Origin of the sequence: Pseudoalteromonas sp. MMG024 (assembly GCF_021654175.1) — a bacterium.
GTDB lineage: Bacteria > Pseudomonadota > Gammaproteobacteria > Enterobacterales > Alteromonadaceae > Pseudoalteromonas.
The window spans coordinates 17,204-39,791 of sequence record NZ_JAKFZO010000012.1; the positions used below are offsets into that span (position 1 = coordinate 17,204).

The 22,588-nt window shown below is 41.1% G+C and carries 22 protein-coding genes; 7 read left to right on the top strand and 15 right to left on the bottom strand.

The window, feature by feature from the left end; genetic code table 11:
- Positions 1-272: 272 nt before the first annotated feature.
- Positions 273-1,685, bottom strand: a complete 1,413-nt coding sequence (locus L1068_RS12795) for a capsule assembly Wzi family protein (RefSeq protein WP_237130589.1) — start codon at positions 1,683-1,685, stop codon at positions 273-275.
- Positions 1,686-1,796: 111 nt separating this feature from the next.
- Here L1068_RS12795 and waaA point away from each other — a divergent pair, with 111 nt between their 5' ends.
- Both waaA and L1068_RS12805 read left to right on the top strand, forming a co-directional pair.
- Positions 1,797-3,065 (top strand): lipid IV(A) 3-deoxy-D-manno-octulosonic acid transferase, encoded by a 1,269-nt coding sequence (gene waaA, locus L1068_RS12800; RefSeq protein WP_237130590.1) that lies wholly within the window; start codon positions 1,797-1,799, stop codon positions 3,063-3,065.
- Positions 3,046-3,591, top strand: a complete 546-nt coding sequence (locus tag L1068_RS12805) for a DUF1415 domain-containing protein (RefSeq protein ID WP_237130591.1) — start codon at positions 3,046-3,048, stop codon at positions 3,589-3,591. The genes waaA and L1068_RS12805 overlap by 20 nt, the downstream gene beginning before the upstream one ends.
- On the opposite strand, the gene L1068_RS12810 is transcribed toward L1068_RS12805, so the two are convergent.
- A complete protein-coding gene (locus tag L1068_RS12810) occupies positions 3,588-4,244 on the bottom strand; it encodes a TetR/AcrR family transcriptional regulator (protein WP_237130592.1) in 657 nt (218 codons plus the stop codon). The genes L1068_RS12805 and L1068_RS12810 overlap by 4 nt on opposite strands.
- 145 nt (positions 4,245-4,389) lie before the next feature.
- Here L1068_RS12810 and coaD point away from each other — a divergent pair, with 145 nt between their 5' ends.
- Both coaD and L1068_RS12820 read left to right on the top strand, forming a co-directional pair.
- Entirely contained in the window at positions 4,390-4,872 is a 483-nt protein-coding gene (gene coaD, locus L1068_RS12815) for a pantetheine-phosphate adenylyltransferase (protein ID WP_054978636.1), read from the top strand.
- Positions 4,869-6,281, top strand: coding sequence for a capsule assembly Wzi family protein (locus tag L1068_RS12820; RefSeq protein ID WP_237130593.1), 1,413 nt, complete (start codon positions 4,869-4,871; stop codon positions 6,279-6,281). Before coaD ends, L1068_RS12820 begins: the two co-directional genes overlap by 4 nt.
- On the opposite strand, the gene L1068_RS12825 is transcribed toward L1068_RS12820, so the two are convergent.
- The 7 genes from L1068_RS12825 to argC form a co-directional block, all read right to left on the bottom strand.
- A complete protein-coding gene (locus tag L1068_RS12825; RefSeq protein WP_237130594.1) occupies positions 6,282-6,797 on the bottom strand; it encodes a hypothetical protein in 516 nt (171 codons plus the stop codon).
- Between the two features lie 67 nt (positions 6,798-6,864).
- Positions 6,865-7,389 carry a hypothetical protein gene (locus L1068_RS12830; protein WP_237130595.1) on the bottom strand — a complete coding sequence of 175 codons (525 nt, stop codon included), beginning with the start codon at positions 7,387-7,389 and terminating at the stop codon, positions 6,865-6,867.
- Between the two features lie 344 nt (positions 7,390-7,733).
- Positions 7,734-9,599 (bottom strand): argininosuccinate lyase, encoded by a 1,866-nt coding sequence (gene argH / locus L1068_RS12835; RefSeq protein ID WP_237130596.1) that lies wholly within the window; start codon positions 9,597-9,599, stop codon positions 7,734-7,736.
- Between the two features lie 31 nt (positions 9,600-9,630).
- On the bottom strand, positions 9,631-10,833 hold the full coding sequence (locus tag L1068_RS12840) for an argininosuccinate synthase (protein ID WP_105170849.1): 1,203 nt from the start codon (positions 10,831-10,833) through the stop codon (positions 9,631-9,633).
- A gap of 12 nt (positions 10,834-10,845) precedes the next feature.
- A complete protein-coding gene (locus L1068_RS12845; protein WP_010560867.1) occupies positions 10,846-11,766 on the bottom strand; it encodes an ornithine carbamoyltransferase in 921 nt (306 codons plus the stop codon).
- A gap of 8 nt (positions 11,767-11,774) precedes the next feature.
- Positions 11,775-12,536 carry an acetylglutamate kinase gene (gene argB / locus L1068_RS12850; RefSeq protein WP_237130597.1) on the bottom strand — a complete coding sequence of 254 codons (762 nt, stop codon included), beginning with the start codon at positions 12,534-12,536 and terminating at the stop codon, positions 11,775-11,777.
- Positions 12,529-13,545, bottom strand: coding sequence for an N-acetyl-gamma-glutamyl-phosphate reductase (argC, locus tag L1068_RS12855; RefSeq protein ID WP_237130598.1), 1,017 nt, complete (start codon positions 13,543-13,545; stop codon positions 12,529-12,531). Before argC ends, argB begins: the two co-directional genes overlap by 8 nt.
- A 193-nt stretch (positions 13,546-13,738) precedes the next feature.
- Between argC and argE the strand changes: the two genes are divergently transcribed.
- Positions 13,739-14,896, top strand: coding sequence for an acetylornithine deacetylase (gene argE, locus L1068_RS12860; protein ID WP_237130599.1), 1,158 nt, complete (start codon positions 13,739-13,741; stop codon positions 14,894-14,896).
- Here the strand turns inward: argE and L1068_RS12865 are convergent.
- Complete coding sequence (locus L1068_RS12865) at positions 14,893-15,837, bottom strand: GAF domain-containing protein (RefSeq protein WP_237130600.1); 945 nt, start codon at positions 15,835-15,837, stop codon at positions 14,893-14,895. The two genes, argE and L1068_RS12865, sit on opposite strands and share 4 nt — an antisense overlap.
- A 137-nt stretch (positions 15,838-15,974) precedes the next feature.
- Between L1068_RS12865 and L1068_RS12870 the strand changes: the two genes are divergently transcribed.
- Both L1068_RS12870 and L1068_RS12875 read left to right on the top strand, forming a co-directional pair.
- Positions 15,975-16,571: a TetR/AcrR family transcriptional regulator gene (locus L1068_RS12870; RefSeq protein ID WP_054978647.1), complete on the top strand. Its 597-nt coding sequence runs from the start codon at positions 15,975-15,977 to the stop codon at positions 16,569-16,571.
- Positions 16,568-17,410 (top strand): alpha/beta fold hydrolase, encoded by an 843-nt coding sequence (locus L1068_RS12875; protein WP_237130601.1) that lies wholly within the window; start codon positions 16,568-16,570, stop codon positions 17,408-17,410. The genes L1068_RS12870 and L1068_RS12875 overlap by 4 nt, the downstream gene beginning before the upstream one ends.
- Here L1068_RS12875 and L1068_RS12880 read toward each other — a convergent pair.
- The 5 genes from L1068_RS12880 to hisS form a co-directional block, all read right to left on the bottom strand.
- A complete protein-coding gene (locus L1068_RS12880) occupies positions 17,399-17,776 on the bottom strand; it encodes a VOC family protein (protein WP_010560874.1) in 378 nt (125 codons plus the stop codon). The two genes, L1068_RS12875 and L1068_RS12880, sit on opposite strands and share 12 nt — an antisense overlap.
- Before the next feature lie 127 nt (positions 17,777-17,903).
- Complete coding sequence (der, locus tag L1068_RS12885; RefSeq protein ID WP_054978649.1) at positions 17,904-19,382, bottom strand: ribosome biogenesis GTPase Der; 1,479 nt, start codon at positions 19,380-19,382, stop codon at positions 17,904-17,906.
- A 91-nt stretch (positions 19,383-19,473) separates the two neighbouring features.
- On the bottom strand, positions 19,474-20,661 hold the full coding sequence (gene bamB, locus L1068_RS12890) for an outer membrane protein assembly factor BamB (RefSeq protein WP_237130602.1): 1,188 nt from the start codon (positions 20,659-20,661) through the stop codon (positions 19,474-19,476).
- Positions 20,662-20,668: 7 nt separating this feature from the next.
- The gene (locus L1068_RS12895; RefSeq protein ID WP_237130603.1) at positions 20,669-21,301 is read right to left on the bottom strand and encodes a tetratricopeptide repeat protein; all 633 of its coding nucleotides are present in this window, start codon (positions 21,299-21,301) and stop codon (positions 20,669-20,671) included.
- A 9-nt stretch (positions 21,302-21,310) separates the two neighbouring features.
- Positions 21,311-22,585 carry a histidine--tRNA ligase gene (hisS, locus tag L1068_RS12900; RefSeq protein ID WP_237130604.1) on the bottom strand — a complete coding sequence of 425 codons (1,275 nt, stop codon included), beginning with the start codon at positions 22,583-22,585 and terminating at the stop codon, positions 21,311-21,313.
- Between the last annotated feature and the right edge of the window lie 3 nt (positions 22,586-22,588).

Below are 22,588 nucleotides of genomic sequence, written 5' to 3' on the forward strand. Positions count from 1 at the left end.
ATGTGTGGCCTAGCAATCTAAGCGAATATCGAGCAAAGCTTCCGCGTCCTGCTCACGCCCCTTACCCACATCCATATAGGCAACAATGAGAAAAATACGCTCAAAAGAACCGTTCGGCAACGCTTGATTGGGTTTTCTACTGTGTTATCGGCTGACTCACATAGAATAACTATGCCACGCAGCCTCTGCCTTGTATAAAACCCAATCAAGCTGCTGCAAAAACGAACTTAAAAGGTCAACAGCCCCTAGGAACTCTAGGCCATAATCCATGGTTACCAAAACATGGTTACAGATAAATAACCATAACTTTCATCGTAAACGTTTTTCCCACCCATTAAACTGGTTTCAACTCGGTATTCACCCACTTTACGACTATTAAGCACTGATAACGAATATGCGCGCTGATAATCGTCGCTGTCGTTATTTTGCGTGCTTAGCTTAAACTGCCAAGAGCTCAATACCGATTCAAAATAGTCATAATTTATGGTGTGTACATCAGCCGGTACACCATCGCCGAAATTACGATTATCAGCGGCAAAGTGACCAAATGTGAAGCCTTCATTAGTATTACCATTTTTATACAAGTGGTGAACATACCAAAGTGTATTCCACTTGTTATATTCATATCTTAATGAAGAGTTGTTAGTTAATTTTGGTAAGTACGTACCAAATGAAATGGTTTGATTACCAAATTTAAAATTGCTGCCATGCAAGGTATCCTCAGCACCATATTCTGCGTAAATTTCAATTGGTGTTACCCAATCAAAATAAACACTCGAGGTAAACGAGATCATTTGGTCACCAAATTCATCGTCTGTGCTCAAGTCATTATCAGCATTGTCGTTACCTGATGGGTCAAAAAATGCTTTAAAGATATCACTGATATCCGTCTCACGCGGACCACCACCAAACTGCATCACACGGTTAAAACCTATTTTCCAGCCGTGTAGCGGTTCTATTGAACCATGCATACCAACAAGTTCAGGGCTACCGTCGTGCCATTCACCTTGATACTGAATACCCTCTTTTACTTCATCGAGTTCGGTATAAAACAATTCAAAATCAAGGTTCCACCAGTTATTAAGCGGCTCAACCGTGCCTAGTGAAATACTCATTGGCATTTGTGCGTTATTCGACATAATTTGCGCCGAATTTTTAAATGGTGAATACCAGTGATCTCTGTAACCAATATCTAGTTGCAGGTTAGCTGCAGCCATGCTCAGTGTCGAATTATAAGCAACTAAGTCTTGGCCTTTAACGCGATAATCTACGCCTATTTGTGCCAACATAAAGTCATTAGGTCGCCAAATACCTTCGAAAAAACCTTGCGCATATTCATCGGTTGTTAAACCGCGCTGATTAGCAATCGGCATTGTATCACCGCTACTTGCTGTAGTTCGTAAACCATAACGGCTGATTTTGTCTTCACCACGATAACGTTTCAGCTCGCCTACTAAGTAACGATACAATCTACTGTCTTTTTGCTTTAGTTTCCTAAGTGCAAGGTCGACTTCACTTAACGCATATGGCTTATGCATAGGCGTACCACGGGTAAGTACAAACATGCGATCAAGTTGGCTTTCTAAGTGGGCGTCTATGCCCAAAGGCAAATATACAGTAGGTTTTGCAGCACTTTCTGTTGCAACAAATGCCCCTGCAATAATAAGTAAATTACTGAGTTTCATAGGCGAAGTCGTTAAAGAATTATCCGTTCATGATAACAAAACGCCATCACATAGCGCAGCAAAAATTGTATAAATATGTTATAACTCGCCGCTCTATCTCGTGAGGTCGATATGGCACGCATAATTTACAGTTTTGTTTTATATCTTTTATCACCGCTGATATTTTTGCACTTGTGGTTACGCGGAAAAAAAGCGCCTGAATATCGTAAGCGTTGGGCTGAACGTCTTGGTTTTTATGATGATAATTTAAAACCAAACAGTCTAGTGATTCACTGCGCGTCTGTCGGTGAGTTAATGGCCGCAAGTAAATTAATTAACACATTAAACCAGACTCACCTTGTCACTATAACCTGCAATACACCTACGGGCTTAGCGGAAATAAAAAAGCAATTTAAAGACAGCGTGCAACATGTGTATTTGCCACTCGATTTTCCTGGCGCTGTTTCACGTTTTATAAAACAATTAAAACCAAAAGCCGTTGTTATTTTAGAAACTGAGCTTTGGCCAAATTTGATTATTAAAGCAAGTAAACATGGCATACCTGTGTGTGTTATTAATGCGCGTTTATCGGAAAAATCGCAAAAAGGCTATCAGCGCATAAAGCCTTTAAGCAAACAAATTATGCATAACATTGGCTTGCTAGCAGCGCATAATAAAGACGATGCAGCACGTTTTTTAGCACTCGGGTTAAACCCCAAAAATGCGCATGTGACTGGCTCGATTAAGTTTGATATTACGCTAAATAATGAAATAACAAACAACGTAGCAAAGTTTCAATCTGAGCTTACAACACATGATTTTATTTGGGTTGCAGGTTCAACTCACCCTAACGAACATGAACAGGTTATTGCTGCACATTTATCACTGTTAGAAAAACAGCCAAACGCCCTACTGATTATTGCCCCGCGCCATCCTGAGCAATTTGCCAAAGTAGCAGCCTATTTAGCACAACAAAATATTAGTTTTAGCCAACGCAGTAAAGCGCCACACAATGGGCAAGCAGTACTACTCGCAGATACCATGGGTGAAATGCTTACACTGTTTGGGGCCGCAAACAGTGCTTTTATTGGCGGTAGTTTAATTGAGCGCGGCGGTCATAATCCACTTGAGGCTGCGGCATTTGGTATTCCAATTATTACCGGGCCAAGCTACACCAACTTTTTACATGTCTACCCGCAATTACTAGACAGTAATGCCTGCTTGTGTGTTGATGATGCCGATGCACTTTGTAACAGCCTGCTTTCAATTGCAAACGACCCTAGTAAACAAAAAGAATTGGGGGACAATGCTTTGGCTATATTGAATGCTAACAGTGGCGCGGTTAAACGCACAATAACGCTTATCGAAAACGAGATTTCTCATGACATTATCACCGATTGAACAAACTAAAAACTGGGTTAGCCGCGTTATTGTTGGATATAACTTTTGCCCTTTTGCCAAAAAAGAAGTGGTAAACAATACAATTAACTATGTAGATAGCAAAACAAAGTCGCATGAAGATGCGGTAATTGAAATGCTCTCATTAATACAAGAAATGCGTGAAAACGACGATATTGAAACCTGCTTGCATATTTTTAGCGAAGGCTTTCAAAACTTTGACGATTTTTTAGATTTGGTTGATTTAGCCAATGCAATGTTGGTATCAAGCGGTTATGAAGGTTTTATTCAAATCGCCAATTTCCACCCTGACTATGTATTTGCCGATAGTGATGAGCTAGATGCAGCTAACTACACCAACCGCGCACCTTATCCAACATTACATTTAATAAGAGAAGCGTCAATGGCGAGGGTACTTGATATTCACCCTGATCCGGAAGGTATTCCAGAGACGAACATTAATCTTGCGCGAGAAAAAGGTATCGCGTTTTGGCAGCAACTGTTAACGCACTGCCAAAAAGACCGTTAAGCAACCGCCTGTTCAACGTCAAGTTGCTTATTAATGTATTCTTGTTGTAACTTTTTTAGCTGATCTAAGCCTGCGCCTTTGGCGTAAGGCTTAAACAGTAATATCACTTTAACAATACCACCAAAGATATCCTGTTTTGACAAGCAACCATTCTCACTATGCGCTTTCACATATGGCGTCCAAAAACTCACGGTTAGTTTCACCATATGTGCAAGCTCAGTGATATCGCTGTCATCAATCTCAATAACTTCGGCGTATTTTAGCCCTGCAATTACCGCCGATACTTGTTCTAAAAGTTGTGCTTGCTGCTCTAAATATTGCGCTTTAAGCTCATTATCGCGGCTTAAAATATCGGTTAAGTTGTTATAAAAGAAGTTAAAACGCCACATTAATTCAACCAATGAATCAAGATAGCCCGCGAGCTGTGCCATCACATCTTGGTTTTTATCCATTGGGATAAAATTATCTTTTAGGTGATTTTTATAAAGGCTAAAGATATTGCGTAAAATATCTTCTTTATTCTTGAAGTGATAATACAAGTTACCTGGGCTAATGCCCATTTCTGATGCGATATGGTTGGTTGTTATCGCACGCTCTCCATGCTGGTTAAACAAAGCAATGCTTGTTTGAATTATCTTATCCTTGGTACTCATAATTATCCTATTATGCCTAACGTTAATACGGCGCAGTATAAACAATCTAGTGTTGAATACCAATTGGCAAAATGTCTCGTTTGGCGATTGGTATTCCAATTAAAGCTTGATAAAATGCCAGCATCATCACTAAGTTACCAATACCATGAAAGTAAAAGCGATTTATCCTGGAACCTTTGATCCAATCACTAATGGCCATACAGATTTAGTTGCGCGCGCCGCTAAAATGTTCGACGAAGTAATTTTAGCCGTTGCACATAATCCAAATAAAAAGCCGTTTTTTGAATTAGAACAACGTGTTGAAATCGCTAAGTCTATTTTGTCACACCTTGATAACGTGACAGTAATTGGTTTTTCTGGCTTACTTGCTGATTTAGCGAGAGAGCAAAATTCACACGTATTAGTACGTGGTTTACGTGCTGTATCGGATTTTGAATTTGAATTTCAATTAGCCAATATGAATCGCCGACTCAATAAAGAGCTTGAAACAGTGTTTTTAACACCTGCTGAGAAAAACTCATTTATTTCATCAAGCCTAGTAAAAGAAGTGGCCATTCATGGTGGTGATGTTCATGAATTTGTAGACCCAATTGTCGTAAACGCCCTTAAGGAAAAGTTGGCAAAATGAAGTTAAGCCATATTGCTGCATCATGTAGTTTAGTTTTTGCAGCAAACGTTTTTGCTGAGCCTTGGGTTGGCACCGATGACCCGTTTTTACGCGCAGCGATTGAGCAATTAGTAAGTGAAGGCGCGATTAAGCGCCCAGTTAATAGCTATCCGCTTATGTGGCAAGGTATTGCGCAAGATTTATCAATGATCAATCGCAATAAGCTATCTGATGATGGTATTTTCGCACTTCGTAAAGTACAACATGCACTTAAAGCCGCAAAATCAGGCTCTTATTCATCAGTTAAAGTAAGTGGTAACAGTGAGCCAAGCAACTTACAAAGTTTTGGTGAACGCAATAAGCATAAAGGTAACATTCAAGGCACCTCTGTACTAATGGGTGACAGAGTGACTGCAAAAGTATCTATTGGCTATAGCAAAGATGCCACCAGCCAAAAGGAACTCAACTATGACGGTTCTTATTTGGCGGTGTTATACGGCAATTGGAGCGTCAGTGTTGAGCAAATTAATAAATGGTTTGGACCAAGTAACGATAACGCGTTGTTACTCTCAAACAACGCCGACCCAATTCCGGGGCTGCGCCTTAGCCGTTTAAATACCGATTACTATGGACCGAGTTTTCTTTCATTTATTGGTCCGTGGAATTTTTCAGCCTTTGTTGGTCAAGATAAGTACCTCAAAAACGATAACAAAGACACCCTATTTTGGGCTATGCGCTTTTCATCAACCCCGATTACGGGTTTAGAGGTAGGCGTAAACCAAACTGCGCAATTTGATAGTCCAGATACAGATCATGGCTTTGGTGCGCTATCAGATGTCATACTGACCAAGAATAAGCTCGATAACAATGGTATTAATGAATATAACCAATTAACCAGCATTGATGTTAAATACAGTACACGACTGTTTAATCAGTCTATTGCACTTTACGGTGAATATGCTGGTACCAACGAGCTAAGCTTTTTACCTGAAGACACCATGTACACCTTAGGTGCTGAACACTTTTTTGGTGGCCAAGATTTCTTAGTTAAAAGCTATATTGAATACTCAGATACGATTTCAAACTGTCGTTATATTGCGACCTTGAGCCATTGCCAATATCAGCCCCCATATTATGAGCAAGGGTACGCGCACTTAGGTGAAAATATCGCGGCAAGTATCGGTCAGAATGTTAAAGGCTTGAGTTTATCAAGCAGCTACCAAACTACAAATGGCTATGCTGGATTTGTAAAACTACGTCATATGGATTTTGAAAAACTTGATACAAAGCGCTTGCAACTAGAGGTGGGTTTTCAGCAAGGGTTATTTGACGGTTTGCTAAAGCTAAAAGCAACAACTTGGCGCGATAAGTTTGCTAATAATTCGGATACAGAATTCGCACTAAGTGGCAGTTGGGAATATCGTTTTTAATTAAGCGTGTAATACAATATGTGCGCACTGTTCAGTGCGTGCCTCATGTTTAGCTTCTGATTTAAGAGCTCTTGAGTACGCATAACGTGCCAATCTGATTAGGCCTAACCAATCACGACCAATAATTAATGTAATAATCATTGCATAATCAACCGCATTCACCGTAAAGCTGTAAATAGACCACAACAACCATGGCTCTCTATTGCCCAGTAAGTTCATATCAATAAACATAGCTAAAAACAAAATTGCATTTACGATTAAACCAAAAAAAATATAAATTGAAGCTGGTTTTAAAATGAGATTTAGACGACGTTTAAACAGAAGAGGAAAAAGAACAACAAGTAACGTGAGCAGATCATAAATAAACCACGTAAAGTAAATCTCAGTACCTGAGCTGAGATCGTGGAATAAGTCGCTGAAATAATATGACGCAAACATAATGGCACTAACCCAGACTAAGTAGTTATCTGTTTTAGCAGAAACAGTACGCATAAATATATTAAACAAAAATGCCATTAGGAACCCCCAAACAACAAGTGTTCCCATAGTTAGTGCCAGGTTAGTCGTCCAAATCATTTAATCTTTACGTTTTGATAATACCGCCACCGCGATTTAAGTTTGCGTGTGGATCAGTTTTAATAATACCACCACCACGATTTAAATCAGCGTACGAATCCGTCTTGATAATGCCGCCACTACGATTTAAATCTGTGTATGAGTCTGTTTTAATGATACCGCCGCCACGATTTAAATTTGCGTAAGAATCAGTTTTAATGATACCACCGCCACGATTTAAATCTGCTTGTGAATCAGTTTTAATAATGCCACCACCGCGATTTAAATTTTCTTGTGGGTCAGTTTTAATGATACCGCCGCCACGATTCAAATCTGCTTGCGAGTCAGTTTTGATTATACCACCGCCACGCTTTAAATTTGCATAAGAGTCGGTTTTAATTATACCGCCACCGCGCTGCAAATCAGTAGATAAAGTCACCTTATCATTTTGTAGGGTGTTTTGTGAACCCTCTGATTTAACTGCAGTTGACTGACTGTTTTGCGTTTGAGCATATTGTGTAGCATTTAAGCTATTGGTACCGTTAATTTGCATTTTTCAATTCCTAATAAACTAATTTTTAAAGATACCCCTAAGCATTATTTTTTAATTATTTATACTGCTATATACCTAGGGCCTTTAATTGTCATTTTTCTGACAACTAAACATCAGGTGCTCAAATTTAGCAATTAGCGATCCATAAATGCGAATTACTCGCAATATACGAATAAAGGGTTAAATTTAATTTACTGTTTTATATAGCAATAAAATCAAATTGAATAACAACTGGAATTTAAATAGCACCATCTCTATTGAGTAAAGTACAAAAAGTGTTAAACGTAAAAAAGCACAACAGCATAGCTGTTGTGTTTTTAATGGCGATTAAATTTGAAATGGATTTAGGCTACATTGCGACAATCGATACGCAACGAATTGGGCCGTGCAATTAAATAGTCCATCGCAACCTCATCACAATTATCTTTTCTGAGGCACAACTCACAATCTTTCATTACCTTTTCAGGTAATTGAGACTTATGGCTATCAGCAAAACCTAACTTGCTAAAGAAACCAGGCACACGAGTCAGCACAATAATACGCCCTAGCGCCAACTTACCACCTTTTTCAATTAGGTGATTTACCAACGCTCGCCCCTGCCCTTTAACATTCGATTCAGGATTAACTCCTAACGAACGAATTTCAGCAAGGCCTGTATCGTAAATATATAGCGATGCACAACCTGTCACTTTGCCATTCACTTCTGTAACAGCAAATTCATTGATACTGTGGATCATATCGCTTTTTGCACGCGGTAAGTTTTCGCCTTCACGCGCCCAATATTGGATAAGTTCAGCAATTGCTTCCACATCGTTTAGCGTGGCATCTCTTACCGAAAATTCAGCGTTTTTTTTTGCGTTACTAATGGCAAATTGAACTTGCGTCGGCGATGTACCACCAAGTGCTAAACGCGCATCTAAACACGCTTGTAGTTCAAGCACTGGGTAAACATCATCGTTGATTACATCGCAAACGGCTTTAAACTGCGATAGTGATAAATCTTCAAGGTTTTTGCCCTCTGAAATTGCCACTTGTACCAGTTCACCAACAATGTGATGACCTTCACGGAATGGAATACCTTTGGCAACTAAGTAATCTGCAAGTTCAGTAGCATTAGCATGACCGCCTTGTGCCGCGGCTTTGGTTTTATCCGCATTAACCTTAACACCTTTAATGCAAGCTTCAGCCATATGAATACAGGCAAGCCAAGTTGGCATTGCATCAAAAAGCCCTTCTTTGTCCTCTTGCATATCTTTATTATACGCAAGCGGCAGTGCTTTTAAGGTCATCATCATGGCACTAAAGGCGCCAAATACACGGCCAGTTTTACCGCGAATAAGTTCTAGCGCATCTGGGTTTTTCTTTTGCGGCATCAGGCTTGAGCCAGACGTCACACTGTCTGTCAGTTCAATAAAGCCAGCTTCACCCGAATTATAGAAGATCATATCTTCTGCAAGACGTGATAAGTGCATCATTGAAATTGACGCACAACTTAACAGCTCTACCACAAAATCACGGTCCGACACGGCATCAAGGCTATTTCGGCTTGCTCTATCAAAACCTAAATTGGCAGCCAGTTGTTCACGGTCGATGGTATAGGCAGTGCCTGCCAGCGCACCGGAACCTAGCGGACATACATTAATGCGGCTAAGCGCACTTTCTAAACGCGCTTCATCACGTTCCAGCATTTCAAAATACGCCATACACCAATGACTAAACAACACAGGTTGCGCACGTTGTAGGTGAGTATATCCAGGTAGCACGGTACCAAACTCTTTTTCCGCAAGGGTGACTAAGGCATTTTTTAATGACGCTATGGCCGCAAGTAATTGCTTCGCAGTTTTTCGGCTCCACAAGCGAAAATCAGTAGCTACTTGGTCATTTCGGCTACGACCTGTATGTAACTTTTTACCAAGATCGCCCACTTTTTCAATTAGCTTTGCCTCTACATACGAGTGAATATCCTCATCCCCAGCCGTTGCAATTGCATTTGGGTTTTGCTGAACTTCATGTAAAAGTTCGTTTAAACCTGCTACTAATTTTTGATGTTCGTCCGCTGTTAACACATCAACTTGTTGTAACGCACCAGCCCAAGCCACAGAACCAATAATGTCTTCTTCTGCCATTTGATAATCAAATGGCAGTGAGTCATTAAATTGCTTAAATGCGTGATCTGGTCCCGAAGAAAAACGTCCGCCCCACAGTGCCATAACTCTATCCTCTCACTAATTCTCGGCAAGATTACTTGTTATTCATTGCAGAAATTCTACTGCTTAATGAAAATAGACGAATAAAGCCTTCTGCATGTGATTGGTCGTACACATCATCTTCACCAAACGTTGCAAAGTCTTCACTATATAATGAGTTTTCAGATTGCTTTTGAACCGCAGTAACTTGACCTTTATAAAGCTTTAATACCACTTCGCCGGTTGCAAGAGTCGAAAACGCTTCTGCTGCAGCTAAAATTGAATCTTTTAGTGGCGTAAACCAACGACCGTCATAAACAAGGTGCGAGAACTCATTCGCTAAAGTGTCTTTCCATTTACGGCTGGTTTTATCAAGCACTAACTCATCAATCGCTTGAAGTGCCGCCATAATTACAGTGCCTCCAGGTGTTTCATAACAACCACGCGATTTCATACCTACCAAACGGTTTTCAACGATATCAACACGGCCAATACCATGGGGCGCTGCAACTTCGTTTAGCGTAGTAAGCACTTGCAGCGGTGACATTTGCTCACCATTTACCGCAACTACTTCACCATTTTTAACACTAAGCTGAACAAGTTGTGACTCATTTGGCGCTTGCTCTGGCGAATTTGTCCATGTCCATACTTGATCGCTCGGTTGGCACCACGGATCTTCAAGCTCACCACCTTCGTGTGAGATGTGCCACGCGTTTGCGTCACGACTGTAAATTTTAGTCGCCGACGCCGAACATGGAATATTACGCTCAGCAAGGTAATCAAGTAATGATTCACGGCTTGATAAATCCCATTCACGCCAAGGCGCTATTACTTTTAAATCAGGGGCAAGGGCTGCGAAACAACTCTCAAAACGCACTTGGTCATTACCTTTACCAGTACAACCATGAGAAAGTGCATCAGCGCCTACTTTGCGCGCAACTTCAACTTGTGCTTTAGCAATAATAGGACGCGCCATTGACGTACCTAGTAAGTAAGTACCTTCGTAAATTGCGCCAGTTTTAAGTGTTGGGTAAATATAATCGGCAACTAGCTCGTCTTTTAAATCAACGATATGACACTCAGATGCACCCGATGCAATTGCTTTTGCTTCTACGCCTTCTAACTCTTCAGCGCCTTGGCCTACATCGGCAACGAATGCCACTACTTCACAGTTATAGTTTTCTTTTAACCATGGCACGATAGCCGATGTATCAAGACCACCTGAGTATGCTAGTACAACTTTTTTAATAGAACTCATGTTACCGATTCCTTACACAAAATTTGGGTTTAATAAACTTACAAGCAGAGCATTTTGCGCATGCATACGATTTTCAGCTTGTTGTATTATGAATGATTTTTCACCGTCCATTACCTCAGAGGTAATCTCAAATTCACGGTGCGCTGGTTGACAATGAAGCACACTTGATGCGCCTGTCATATCAAGCAGTTTTTGATTAATTTGGTACGGCATGTACTTTTCTTTTACCAGCTCTAATGGTGTGTTATCGCCCATTGATACCCAAGTATCGGCATAGAGTGCATTCGACCCAACTGCAGCTTCTACACGGTCACTTACCGAGACCGATGCACCATTTTGTGCTGCGATTGCTTCAGCTTGTTTTACAATTTGTGCATCAGGTGATGCGCCTTTAGGGCATACCGCAACAAAGTCAGTACCTAAGCTTGCTGCTAACAGCATCAGTGAGTGCGTAACATTGTTACCTTCACCTAAATAGGCCAATTTTAGTTGGCTTACGTCGCCGTAAATTTCAGTCAATGTCAAAAAGTCAGCGAGTGCTTGGCATGGGTGATATAAATCACACAAACTATTTACAACCGGCACAGACGAAAATTCGCTAAGCGTAGTTAATGTGCTATGCGCCATTACACGCGCCACAATGCCATCCGCCCAGGTCGAAATATTCAGGGCAAAATCTTTTACCGATTCACGCTGCCCCATAGCACCGTTTTGCTGGTCAAGGTAAACCGCATGACCACCGAGTTTGTTAATGCCGATATCAAACGACAGTCGAGTACGTAAACTTGGTTTTTCAAATAACGTAACAACCGATTTTCCTTTCAGCGCATCGGCAAAATCCATTGGGTTATTTTTAATTTGTAATGCTAAGTTAAGTAATTTTAAGTTGGCTTCTTTGTTTAGCTCTAAGCCCGTAATGAATTGTTGAGTCATTGTTTTTCCTATGGCGTAATCTTGGTTCCCACATGCTCACCATTGAGCAATGCGATTAAGTTATCTGGCTTTTGCCAGCTCGAGATATACACGCCACGTCGTAAATGTTGAGCAGCTTGCAAGCTGGTATTTACTTTTACCTGCATGCCGCCTTTAATGACTCCCTCTGCGATTAATGTGCTGATATCAGCACTTGATAACTGATGTAATGGATTAAGCTTGTGATCTAATACAGCTTCTACATCTGTCATAAAAATAAGTTCCGCATCAAGCAATTGAGCGATACTAGCTGCTGCTTCATCGGCGTTTACGTTGTACCAATTGCCTTCTAAGTCAAAACCAATTGAGCTCACGATCGGAAAACATCCTGCATTTAGCAGCGATTTAAGAATACTGGCATCGTTTTCAATGCAGGTACCGACTTGGCCAAGGGCTTTTAGCTTTTGTTCACTAACAAGACCTGCTTCATAAAGACTTAAACCAACAGGCTTAAAACCATTACTAATTGCCGCGCCCATTAATTGCTTATTTGCACAGCCCGCAAGCGCACCAACAATGTAAGGCATTTGTTCACGCGGACTAATACGCAGGCCAAGGTGCTTTGACGTAACAAAGCCCGCATCGCTTAACCAGCCATCTACTAATGAGCCACCGCCATGAACTAGAATAAATTTGTCTTCAGGCTTTTGATGCAGCACATCAATTAACGCTTTTGCAGCGTCAATATTATTTAATACCGCGCCACCTAGCTTAATTACCCAATTAGCCATGATTCACTCCTTGAAAGCCCGTATGTGCCGGCAAACCTAAAGTTAAATTAATACATTGCAGTGCTTGGCCTGACGCGCCTTTAAGTAAATTATCAATCGCAGAAATAACTATGAGTTGGTCACCCTGTAACTGCCAACCAATATCAACAAACGGCGTGTTCTCAACACCTTTAATTGATGGAATAACATCGCCAAGTAAGCGAATTAAAGGCTCATCAGCAAGCACCTGATATGACTCAGCTATTTGCTTTGCAGTCGTGCCTGGTTTTACTTTGACATAGATAGTTTCAAGAATACCGCGCTTAAAATTACCTAAATGCGGTGTGAACAACACCTTGTGGTCAAGGTATTTTTCAATTTCAGGACCATGTCTATGATTAAATAAACCGTAAGGTTTTAAGCTCACTTCGCAAAAATGCGTTGCCACATTGGTTTTACGCCCAGCGCCAGTAACACCAGAAACCGCATTGATAATCACAGTATCATCAGTAAGTAAGCCAGCTTGTTTTAATGGTTTGAGGGCATTTAGCGCAGCGGTTGGGTAACAACCAGGTACTGCTACTAACTGTGCATTTTTGATTTGATCTTTTTGCCATTCAACAAGACCATAAACAGCTTGTTCTAATAGCTCAGGGCTAGTGTGTTTAAAGCCATAATAGGTTTCATAGTCATCATTTGATGACAGGCGAAAGCCTCCAGATAAATCAAATACTTTTTTGCCCATTGCTAAAAACTGAGGTGCAAGTTCGACACTGACTGAATGTTCAGTGCATAGGCAAATGGCATCGGCATTTTGTTCGATTACTGAAAACGCCTCACTATTTAACGGCGCTAATTCACCTGCAACAATGCCATTTAGTTCGGGGTAAAGACTAGCAAGCGATTTACCTTTATCTAGGCTATTTTCAGACACATACATACCCACTAACTTTAGTGAGTTATGTAGAGAGATTAATTTGGCAAGCTCAGCACCTGAGTAACCGCTTGCACCAACGATAACGATATTCATATTTTTTCCAAAAAACTATTAAGGGTATAAAGACAAGTTTTCAAAAAGTGTTATCGTCGTAAAATTGAGTTCTGCATGCTGTTAGTCTCGGTACTAATTATTTCAAAATAATGAATTGAAATGCAGAATAAACCAATGTAAATTTATATTCAACTTTTTTGCATAATTATTTATTAAATATTTTGAGGTAATCATGTCGCAATTACACTTTCTTGATATGTACGGTGCACTTATTGCCACACCGTCGATTAGCGCAACGGTGCCATCACTCGACATGAGTAACCGCGAAGTCATCAATTTATTGGCAAGTTGGTGTGAGTCACTAGGCTTTGCAGTCGAAATTACAGAACTTGACAACAATCCCGGAAAATACAATCTAGCGGCAAAGCTAGGTACGGGTGAAGGCGGTTTAATGCTGGCAGGACATACGGACACAGTGCCATTTGACGATAGTCGTTGGCAGTTCGACCCGTTCAAATTAAGCGAACAAGACAACAAGTTTTATGGCTTAGGCAGTATCGATATGAAAGGATTTTTTGCTTTTGTTTTAAATGCATTACAAGAAATAGATAACGATACTGGACTAACTAATCTAAAACAGCCTATTACAATTTTAGCGACCGCAGATGAAGAAACCACAATGGCTGGCGCAATTGAAATCGCCAAACAGAATAAACTAAAGCCAGCTCGTTGTATTATAGGTGAACCTACCGACATGGTGCCTGTTTATACTCATAAAGGACATATGTCGACGGCTATTCGTGTAACAGGTAAAGCAGGTCATAGCTCTGATCCTGATGCGGGTTTAAACGCGATAGAAGTAATGCAGCTTGTAATTAGCCAGCTATTAAAACTAAAAGAAGACATTAAGAATAAATATTCATTATCAGATTTTAAAATCCCCTACCCGACTTTAAACCTTGGACACATTCATGGTGGTGACAATGCCAACCGCATTTGTGGATGTTGTGAGCTACATATTGATATGCGCCCAATTCCCGGCATTAGTATTCCAGAACTTCAAGCAATGCTGTTGCAGGCGGTAGCACCGATAAATGGCCAATATCCAAACGCGGTGGCGGTACATGATTTACACGAACCTATTCCTGCGTTTTCAGGCAGCACCGATAGCAGTTTAGTAAAGCTCGCTGAAAAACTGTCTGGCGAAAAAGCGCAAGCAGTAAACTATTGTACCGAAGCGCCTTTTTTACAACAACTCGGTTGTGAAACAATCGTAATGGGTCCAGGCTCAATACAACAAGCCCACCAACCCGATGAATTTTTAGCGATGGAAAAAATAAAACCAAGCCAAGAGATGATTAAGCAGCTTATCGTCGCATCCTGTTTCTAAAGCCCCTCGCCTTGCTCATGCAGCTTAATAAAGGCGTTAAAGATCAGCTCATCAATATCACAAAATGGTGAGCTGTCGATGACACCCGTTATCAACTCAATAGGGCTATCATGCTGCACGTCAAAATCAACGTCGTTCATTTGCGTAATCAAACTATCAAGTAGCTCTTGCGTATTATGTTTGTCCGCATTACTTACTAGCGCAACAAATCCATTTTCATCGTAATGCGCAATTATATCAGTCGCTCTAAATGTGGTTTTATAAAGATCAGCTGTCATATTTAAAATAGTTATATACTTCTGTCGATCATGACGATAACTAAGCAGCCCTTTCATAAACAAATACACTACCGAAACTTTAAGATTTAACTTTTGGCACACCTTTAAACTAATCGGCGCTAATAACTTAAAACCGGCTTTGTTTGATAACCCTGTTACAGGGTCAGTGGTATTTGGTAATTTATTTACTAATTCAAGTTCAACAAGCACCGCAAGCTCTTTTAACAAGGTAATATCGTCGGTATTAAAACTACGTGGTTTGCTATCAATAATGCACAAGGTACCCAAACGGCATCCATTTTCATGCTCAAGAGGGATCCCCGCATAAAAGCGAATATTTGGCTCGCCCTGTACCAACGGGTTATCTGCAAAACGTTCATCCGCTAAAGTATCTGTTACAACCAATGCTTGCTCACTCAAAATTGCATGGCCGCAAAAGGAAATATCTCGCGGTGTTTCACTTGCCGTTAAACCAACACAAGACTTAAACCACTGCCGCTCTTTATCAACTAACGATACTAATGCGATAGGTACGTTAAACATTTTTGCGGCAATTTGCGTGACTCTATCGAGCCTTTGCTCAGACGGTGTGTCGAGCACATTTAAGCTTTGTAAGGTTTTAATTCTTGTATTTTCATTGGCTGGTAAATCGGGGGTTAGCATAGTGAACTCTCATATTACATTACACACAGTATAGGCAACATTGAATTAAATGCGGTGTTCGCGAACAGCTAATTGAAACATTTACTTTTAGTACGCTCGTGCTATTATCACATAAATAATAGCACGAGCGTACTTTTATGAGTAAAGGTCAAGAAACAAAACAGCAGATCCTCGCAACGGCGTTAAAAATTGCTACACAGTCAAGCTTAGACAATCTCACTATTGGCGGCCTTGCAGTTGCCACAGGCATGTCAAAATCGGGCTTGTTTTCGCATTTCAAATCAAAAGAAACGCTGCAATTAAATGTACTAACATTCGCCAATGAACTTTTTCAAAGCACGGTTATACAGCCAATCAACCGCGAGCTTGATCCTCTTGCTCAATTACTTAGCTTGTGTGAGAACTGGCTAGATTGGTATGAAAACCAAGCAAAGACCTGCATTTTTATCTCCGCGGCAGTGGAGTTTGATGACCAACCAGGCGCTATACACGACCAAGTTAAGCAAGATCTAGCAAATTGGCTTGGCTATTTAACTCACAAAGTTAAGCAAGTGATAAGTGCGGGGCAATTCAAACAAGATGTAAGCGCAGAACAATTTGTGTTTGAACTCTACGCACTTTATTTGGGCAGCCAAAGCATGTCGTGGCTAGGTGTTGAAGACGCTGAGCATAGCCGTTTTAAAACAGCCCTAAACCAATTAATTGAGCGCCACCGCGCAGAGGAATCTGTATGAGCAGTAAAATCTATTTTTCATCATCGGCAAAAAGAAAGCCGCTTGCCTACTATCTGATTAAAGCGGCATCGACTACCGCGCTTAAAATTGCTCCAAAGTTTGCCTTTAATCAAACGAGAAAATTACTGTTAACACCGGTAAAAAACCGCAAAAGAACAACATTGTCAGCCCAGTTTACGCAACAAAAACTAGCAACCGAGCACGGTGACTTACACCTTACCTCAATTGGTGAAGGTCCTGCTGTGGTTTTTACCCATGGCTGGTCTGGTAGTAGCCGCCAATTTTTACCACTTATGGAGAAAGTAGCAGCAAGTGGATTTAAAGCGATGGCATTTGATCATTACGGTCATGGTGAAAGCGATGGTAAGTTTGCCAATTTACCGCTTTTTATCAAAGGGCTAAAATCGATAATGGCAAGCATTGAGCAGCCCAAAGCAATTGTCAGTCATTCTATGGGAACAATTGCAGCGCTTAATGTGAGTAAAGATGTACCCCATTTTTTAATCGCGCCTACCTTTGGCTTTTACGATTCTTTTGAACAACGTATTTTAAATACGGGCATTCACCAACACTTATTTAGTGGCGTGCTAAAAAGTGTTGAAGATGAACACGATATGCGTTTTGGTGAGATTTTGCCTGAACTACACGTTGCAGGTCACGCCCATCCTATTCATATTATTCACGATCAAAAAGACCGATTTGCTAAGTTTGAATTAACCAATCAACAAGCAAGTCAGCACAGCCATATCAATTTAAAAGCTGTTAATAAACTTGGTCACGGTCGCATTATAAATTCTGAAGAAACTTGGCAGTTTATGAAGCAAAGTTTATTCGCTTAGCGCAATGAGCGTACCTTCAATAGAACGTACATACGCCAAGTTTTTACCTTCCATTTCATGCGGTGCAGAAAGTGGTTCTGCGCCTGCATCTACCGCTTTTGCAAATGCTAAATTAATGTCATCAACCTTTAAGACTAATTCAAAACCAAGTGCCGGTTGTTTTGGCTGCGCGCGAATATAACTCTGCTTAAAGTGAGATTGCGCTAAGGGATGCGCCGCGAAGGCAATACACGCACCTTGGAAGTCCAGCTCGCCATATTGCCCGTCTTCATCGAGCTGAGCCGTGCTGACGGCAAATGCTTGGAAGTAGAAATCTAACGTTTCTTCAACATTATCAACGTAGATAACCGTTTTTAAGTAATCCATTTATGACATGATGGTTAATTATTCTTATTGTCTAATTATTAGCACATAACTGCTGGTAATTGCAGCTATTTCCATCATCACATACGAAAAAAGCACCTATTCGGTGCTTTTTTCAACAAATCTAAAATTAAGGCTTTTTGCTATACATTTTAGAAATACGTTTGCGCTGTCGCTGCTGCGACAAGGTCATCTTATTAGTGCGACCTGCATACGGGTTATCACCTTCTCTAAATTCAATCTTGATTGGCGTACCCATAACCTTAAGCGCTTTGCGATAATAGTTCATCATATAACGCTTGTACGAATCAGGTAAGTCTTTAACTTGGTTACCGTGAATAACGATAATTGGCGGGTTGTATCCCCCTGCGTGCGCGTATTTTAACTTAACACGACGACCACGTACTAACGGCGGCTGGTGATCAGCTTGTGCCATGTCCATAATACGGCGTAACATTGCAGTGCTGATACGTTTTGTTGCCGATTCATAGGCTTCATCTACTGATTCAAATAAATGACCAACACCAGTACCGTGCAGCGCCGAGATAAAGTGAATACGCGCAAAATCAATAAAACCTAAACGACGATCAAGCTCTGATTTAATGCGATCTTTTACATCCGTATCCAAGCCATCCCACTTATTTACCGCAATCACTAATGAACGACCCGCATTAAGCGTATAGCCTAATAAGCTTAAGTCTTGATCACTAATACCTTCACGTGCATCAATTACCAGTAACACAACGTTTGCATCTTCAATCGCTTTCAGTGTTTTAATTACTGAGAACTTTTCAACAACGTCAGATACTTTTTTACGTTTACGCACACCTGCTGTGTCAATCAGTACGTACTCTTTCTCATTGCGTGTCATTGGAATATACACAGAGTCACGAGTGGTCCCTGGCATATCGTAAACAATAACGCGCTCTTCACCTAAAATACGGTTTGTAAGAGTCGATTTACCCACATTAGGACGACCAATGATCGCAAGTTTAACCGGTTTGTCTGGGCGCTCACCGTCAACGTCTTCACCTTCGTTTTCATCATCGTAAAGTGAATCAACTAAGTCATCTTCAAACTCTTCCGGATTTGCTTCACGATACGCTTCAGCATATTCAGCAATGACTGGCTGTAGTGCCGTATCAAGTAACGATGTAATACCACGACCATGAGCTGCAGCGATTTGATATACTTCGCCAAGTGCGAGTTGGTAAAACTCAGCACAGTTTGAATCCGCATCAATACCATCAATCTTGTTGGCAACAACAAATACTTTCTTTTGCTGTTTACGTAAGTGATCTGCAATGCCAATATCAGATGCGGTTAAGCCCGCTCTAGCATCAACTAAAAACATTACAATATCAGCCTCTTCAATCGCTAACAGCGATTGCTCAGCCATTTCAGATTCAATGCCCTGCTCAGACCCGTCGATACCGCCAGTATCCACTAAAATGAACTCGTAATCTTCATAACTCGCCTGACCATATTTACGATCGCGTGTCAGACCTGGAAAGTCTGCCACAAGTGCATCACGCGTTCGCGTCAAGCGATTAAACAATGTTGATTTCCCAACATTAGGACGGCCCACAAGGGCAATCACAGGAAGCATATTCAACCTCTTAAATAAACAACAAAAGGCTTCGTCCAGAGCAAGCCGTAACGAAGCCTTTAATTTACCAAGTCACACTTGGCAATAAATATTAATTCGCTAGTGGTAAGTTAACTAGACTCACTTCACCATCACGTGTGATAACAATTAGTTTATCGCCCGCTGTAATTGGCTCGATATAGAAACCTGAACTATCGAATTCACTGCGCGATACAAGATCGCCGGTTTCTTTATCTAACCAGTGTAGGTTACCTTCTTGGTCACCCGTTACTAGATAGTTGCCAAATACTGTTGGACCCGTCAAAAACCAACCATTTAAAGCTGGTTGACTCCAACGTTCAATACCTGAGCTTGCATCTAAAGCATAGATAGAACCTTGGCTATCTACCAAATAGATATTGCGACCATCAACGGTAAAATCGCGGTAGCCACTGTATTCACGCTTCCAAAGTACATTACCTGAACGAATATCAACAGCCACTAAGTTGCCGTTATACGCCAGTGAATAAACCGTTGAGCCCTGTACAACTGGCTGCGTATCTACATCCGCCAAACGTTCAAACTCTGATGCACCTTGTGGAATTGCAACGTCAGCTTGCCACGCTAAAAAGCCGTTTTCTGCGATAACTACTGACAGCTTACCGTTCTCTTCACCAAAGATAACGCCGCCGTTTGCTGATTGCGGAGAGCTAATGCCACGTAACGTAAGTGCTGGCACTTCATGCTCATACACCCAACGCTGTTCACCTTCATCTGGATGTAGTGCAACTAACTTACCTGAACCTAAATTCACATAAATTAAGCCATCGCCTGCAGCAGGTGCTGAAAGTGCTTCGCCTGGCACTTGTTTGCGCCAAGCAAGTTCACCGGTTTCACGATCAAGCGCAATCACTTCACCGCGTTCTGTACCAACAAAAATTTTACCGTACGCTTCGCTTAAACCACCCGATAGCTTAGCACTATCATCATCTTCCCATGGCCAAAACGCAGGGTTTTTACGCACATCGCTGTGCCAAAGTTCTTTGCCACTGTTAATGTCAATTGCTTTGATTTCACCACGACGTGACGCAACAAATACTGTGTCTTTGTAAACCACTGGCGAAAGACGCGAAAAGTAATGTTCAACACCAGAACCGACACTAGTTTGCCATACGCTATCAGCTTCAAACTGATTAACGATTTCAGGCAGTGTTAACTCGTCTTCTTCATCATCACTTGATGAACATCCAGTTAAGCCAAGTGTTAACAGCAGCAAGGTTGCTAAGGTAATTTTTTTCATAAATCACCTACAGCGTCTGAGCAACAGCTAGATTATCCAATTTAACTTGAAGAAGCTGATTTTGCGTTTCACCTGCCGCATCAAGTGCTGCTTGGTATGCTAAACGTGCATTGTCTTTATCGTCTTTAGCAAGATAGATGTCGCCTTTAAGCTCTTCTACTTGTGCTTTGAAAGCTTCTGGCAATGTTGTGTTTAGTTTTGCAAGTGCCGCGTCAAAGTTTCCTTCTGCAAGCTCAATACGTGCAATACGTGTTGTAGCAATGGCTTTCAACTCAGCTTTTGGTGCATTGATTACAATCCACTCTAGCTTTTCTTTTGCTGCACTGAAGTCTTTTGCATCAACTGCTTCACGCGCGCTTACAAACGCCGCTAATACAGCATAGCTAGAATCTTTATACTCAGTTAAAAATGCGTCTGACTTTGCAAGTACGTCAGAGTTATCTTGGCCTGCCGTCGAGATTAATTGCGTGTAGGCATCCGACGCTGCTTCAGCGCTATCAATTTGTGATTGGTTATATGCTTTCCAGCCATATAAACCACCTAAACCTAGCACTACACCGGCAATCAGAGATGTGCCATTTTCACGGAAAAATCGTTTTATTGCTTCTGCTTGTTGTTCTTCTGTTGAATAAACTTCCATTCTAACCTCTTATACCAAGCCTGTTAGCAACTCGGCTGCTTGATCTAAATTTAGTGTTTGTTGTTCTTGATGCTCGCGTAAGTGTTTTACAGTTACTTGGTTATTTTCAAGTTCACTGTCACCGATAATCAGTGCGTATACAGCATCGCTTTTATCTGCGCGTTTTAATTGTTTCTTAAAGTTACCGCCACCGGCATGCACTGTAATGCGTATTCCTGGTACTTTTTCACGTAACTTCTCGGCAATAACAGGTGCTTGAATGCTTGCTGCATCACCCATTGCCGCAATATAAACATCACTGGTGCGACGAATTTCGCCAACACAGTTAAGCTCTTGCAACATCAGCACTAAACGTTCCATGCCCATTGCAAAACCCACTGCAGGTGTCGCTTTACCGCCTAGTTGTTCAACTAAGCCATCGTAACGACCGCCAGCGCACACTGTACCCTGTGCACCTAAACTTTCAGTAACCCATTCAAATACAGTGCGGTTGTAGTAATCTAAACCACGTACCAGTTTTTCATTAACCTGATATTCGATGCCTGCAGCATCTAAACGTTCACATAAATTTGCAAAATGCTGTTGTGACTCTTGGTCTAAGTGTTCAGATAGCTTTGGTGCATCAACTAAAACTGCTTGCACGTCTGGGTTTTTACTGTCGAGTACACGTAATGGATTTGAGTGCATACGACGTTTTGAGTCTTCGTCTAATGCATCAATATTTTGCTCAAGGTAAGCAACAAGTGCATCACGATATTGCGCACGCGCTTCATTTGAACCAAGTGAGTTAAGCTCTAATCGAACGTGGTCACTAATACCAAATGCTTTCCATAAACGTGCAGTCAAAATAATTACTTCTGCATCGATGTCCGCAGTTTCAAAGCCAAAAACTTCTAAGCCAAATTGGTGAAACTGACGGTAGCGACCTTTTTGAGGTCTTTCGTGGCGGAACATTGGGCCCATATACCAAAGGCGCTGTTCTTGATTATACAGTAAACCATTTTGGTTACCTGCACGCACACATACTGCTGTGCCTTCAGGGCGTAATGTTAGGCTGTCACCATTGCGATCTTCAAAGGTGTACATTTCCTTTTCAACGATATCGGTAACTTCACCAATTGAGCGTTTAAACAAATCAGTTGATTCAACAATTGGAAAACGAATTTCCTGATAACCATACGATGCAACTGTTTCGCGTAAAATGCTTTCAACTTTTTGCCATACCTGAGTATCACCCGGTACACAATCATTCATGCCGCGAACTGCTTGGATTTGTTTTGCCACGCT